Raw genomic sequence first — 3,386 nt, forward strand, 5'->3', positions numbered from 1 at the left:
CTTCCACGGCGTGTCGGTCTACTTCATCGACCGCGCCGAGTATTTCGACCGCCGCTACTACTACTGCACCCACCACGGCGATTATTTCGACAACTGCGAGCGGTTCGTGTTCCTGGCGCGGGCGGCCCTGGCCTGGGCCCGGCGCCTGGAGACGCCCCCGGCGGTCATCCACCTGCACGACTGGCAGACCGCCGTGGCCGCCGCCTTCCTGCATTTCGCCCGCCCCCGCGACCCCATCCTGGCCGACACGCGCTGCGTTCTGACCATCCACAACCTGGCCTTCCAGGGCCGCTTCGCCTCGCGGCTGTTCGAAACCAGCGGCCTGCCCTGGGAGGCCTGGGGCATGAACGGCGCGGAGTTCTACGGCGACTTCAATCTGCTCAAGGCGGGCATCGCCTACGCCGACTGCATCACCACCGTCAGCCCCGGCTACGCCCGCGAGATCGTGACCCCCGAGTTCGGCTGCGGGCTGGAGGGCATCCTGGCCCACCGCCAGGGCTGCCTGCACGGCATCCTCAACGGCGCGGACTACGACGTGTGGGACCCCGGCGCCGACCGCTTCCTGCCCCGGGCCTACGGCCCGGACGATCTGCGCGGCAAGCGCGTCTGCAAGGAGCACCTCATCGCCACCTACGGGCTGGATCCGACCCTGGCCGGGCGGCCCATCCTGGGCTTCATCGGCCGCCTGCGCCGCCAGAAGGGCATCGACCTCGTGCTGGCGGCCATGGAGCGGCTCATGGCCCTGGACGTGGGGCTGGTGGTCCTTGGCGAGGGCAACCTGGAGTTCGAGGCGCGCCTGTCCGACATGGCCGAGCGCTACCCGGGCCGCGTATGGGCGCACATCGGCTATACCGAGGATATGGCCCACTACATCCAGGCCGGGACGGACATCTTTCTCATGCCCTCGCGCTACGAGCCCTGCGGCCTGACCCAGATGTACGCCCTGCGCTTCGGTACGCCGCCGGTGGCCACCGCCGTGGGCGGCCTGCGCGACACCATCGTGCCCCACCCCGGGCCCGGGGCCACGGGCTTCACCTTCGACGCGCCCGACCCGGGGCTGCTGGTGGACGCCGTGGCCCGGGCCGTGGCCGTGTGGGAGGACGCCCCGGCCTGGAGGGCCATCCAGGAGCGCGGCATGCGCACCGCGTTTTCATGGGACGACTCGGCCCGCGCCTACCTGGACGTTTACCGTTCGGCGGGGGCCGCAATTTGAGGGCGCGGGGCCGGGGCACATGCCGTGCCCGCCCGCCTGCGTCCGGGAGGAAACGACCGTGAGCCTGAAGAAGCAGTACCTGAAGTCCAAAGCCCTGGCCAAGGTGACCTTCCGCCTGCCCCGGGAGGCCGCCCCCGAGGCCGGGAACGTGGCCCTGGTTGGCGAGTTCAACGACTGGAACGTCTACGCCACCCAGATGAAGAAGCTCAGGAACGGTGAGTTCACCGTCACCCTGGAGCTGGAGACGGGGCGGTCCTACGAGTACCGCTACCTCATCGACGAGATGCGCTGGGAAAACGACTGGGACGCCGACCGCTACGCCCGCAGCGCCTATGGCAACTGCGACAACTCCGTGGTGGACGTGTAGCCCGCCCGCCAGCGCGCCCGGAGCCCCGAAAGCCTTGCGCCGCCCGGGTCCACCCTGGACCGGGGCGGCGCTTTGCCGTAAGACGGACCCGCCATGACCGCAGCATTCCCCTCCCCCCTGCTTGTGACCCTGGGCGACCCCAACGGCCTGGGGCCGGAACTTGTCTGCCGCCTCCTGGGCGCCGCCGCGCCCCCCGCGCGGCCCCTGGTGCTCCTTGGCCCGCGCGAGGCCCTGGAGCTGCACCGCGCGCGCCTGGGCCTGCCGCGCTTCTGGGTCGAGGCCGACGCCGCCGGCCCCCTGGCGCCCGGGCCGGGAATCTGGCTGCGCGTGCCCCCGGGGCTTGAGCGCTTCACCCCCCGCCCCGGCCAGGCCCACCCCGAGGGCGGGCGCGCCGCCGGGCTGGCACTGGACGCCGCCTGCGACCTGCTGCGCGCCGGGGCCGCGCCGGGGCTGGTCACCTGCCCGTTGCACAAGGCCATGCTCCAGGAGGCGGGCTTCGACTTCCCGGGGCACACCGAGTTCCTGGCCGAGCGGCTGGGCGTGGGCCGCGACGGGGTCTGCATGCACCTGTGCGGCCCCCGGCTGCGCGTCAGCCTGGTGACCACCCACCCGCCCCTGGCCGACGTGCCGCGGCTGGTGACCCGGGAGCGCATCCTGCGCTGCCTGGAGCTGACCTGGGAGCTGATGGTCCGCCAGGGGCTCTCGGGCGCGCCGGTGGCCGTGTGCGGCCTGAACCCCCACGCCGGGGAGTCGGGGCGCATCGGCACCGAGGACCGCGACATCATCGCCCCGGCGGTGGAGGAGGCCCGGGCGCGCGGCATCGACGCGCTGGGCCCCCTGCCCGGGGACACGGCCTTCCATTTCGCCGCCGCCGGGCGCTATTCGGCGGTGCTGGCCATGTATCACGACCAGGGCCTGGCGCCCCTCAAGCTGCTGCATTTCAGCGAGGCGGTGAACGTGACCCTGGGGCTGCCCGTGGTGCGCACCAGCGTGGACCACGGCACGGGCTACGACATCACGGGCCGCGACGTGGCCGACACGGGCAGCCTGCGCGCGGCCCTGGGGCTGGCCGCGCGCCTGCTGGACTGACCCGGCAAGCGGTACGCTTATTGCTACATTGCGCCGCGGGGAGGATCGTGCCGGTCCCCTCCGCGGCGCTCCCTTTTTTTCACGCCGGGCACAAGGACGTGCAATGAATGAAAATTTCCTGAGAAGGCCCCTGCGCATCCCCCTGGAGAGCCTCACCGACGGGCTGGCCCGGGCGGTGACGCTTTTCCGACACGGGCGCGAGGTCCAGGCCTTCGACCTCTTCGAGCAGCTTCTGGAAACCTGGCCCCAGGCCCATGTGGAAATCCTGGCCCTGTGCCACGACTGCTACATGGCCCTGCCCGGGCGCGACCGCTACACCCTCTACCAGCGGCGACACTTCCGCTTCCCCGTGGCCGAGGGCGACCGCGTCCTGGACGTGGGCAGCGGCAATGTGCCCTTTCCCCTGGCCACGGACCTGGCCGACCTGGACCCCGACGACGACGGCGTGGGCCGCGCCGGGCAGCCCTTCAAGGCCCTGGAGGGCCGCCGGGTGCACCGCTGTGCCGTGGAAAGCCTGCCCTTCGCGGACCGGGAGTTCGATTTCGTCACCTGCTGCCATGTGCTGGAGCACAGCGCCGACCCGGCCCGGGCCTGCGAGGAGCTGATGCGCGTGGCGCCCCGGGGTTACCTGGAGACTCCATCGCCGGGCAAGGACGTGTTCCTGAACACCGCCGAGATATCCAATCACCTGTGGCAGGTGCGGCTGTGGAACGGCAC

4 protein-coding genes are annotated in these 3,386 nt (G+C 71.8%); all 4 read left to right on the plus strand.

The window, feature by feature from the left end; translation table 11 throughout:
* Positions 1–1,213: glycogen/starch synthase (locus M0P34_RS14425; protein ID WP_291500361.1), on the plus strand; the 1,213-nt coding region annotated here is incomplete at its 5' end.
* 58 nt (positions 1,214–1,271) lie between these two features.
* Positions 1,272–1,580, plus strand: a complete 309-nt coding sequence (locus M0P34_RS14430; RefSeq protein ID WP_291500363.1) for an isoamylase early set domain-containing protein — start codon at positions 1,272–1,274, stop codon at positions 1,578–1,580.
* A 93-nt stretch (positions 1,581–1,673) separates the two neighbouring features.
* Positions 1,674–2,669, plus strand: coding sequence for a 4-hydroxythreonine-4-phosphate dehydrogenase PdxA (pdxA, locus tag M0P34_RS14435; RefSeq protein ID WP_291500365.1), 996 nt, complete (start codon positions 1,674–1,676; stop codon positions 2,667–2,669).
* Positions 2,670–2,772: 103 nt separating this feature from the next.
* The coding region (locus M0P34_RS14440) for a methyltransferase domain-containing protein (RefSeq protein ID WP_291500367.1) at positions 2,773–3,386 on the plus strand (614 nt) is incomplete at its 3' end.

The organism is Desulfocurvus sp. (assembly GCF_023230885.1).
GTDB lineage: Bacteria > Desulfobacterota > Desulfovibrionia > Desulfovibrionales > Desulfovibrionaceae > Desulfocurvus.

What these genes read in the sequence shown, in the direction of transcription:
- pdxA (WP_291500365.1), top strand. Translation starts at nt 1,674, where the DNA reads ATGACCGCAGCATTCCCCTCCCCCCTGCTTGTGACCCTGGGCGACCCC.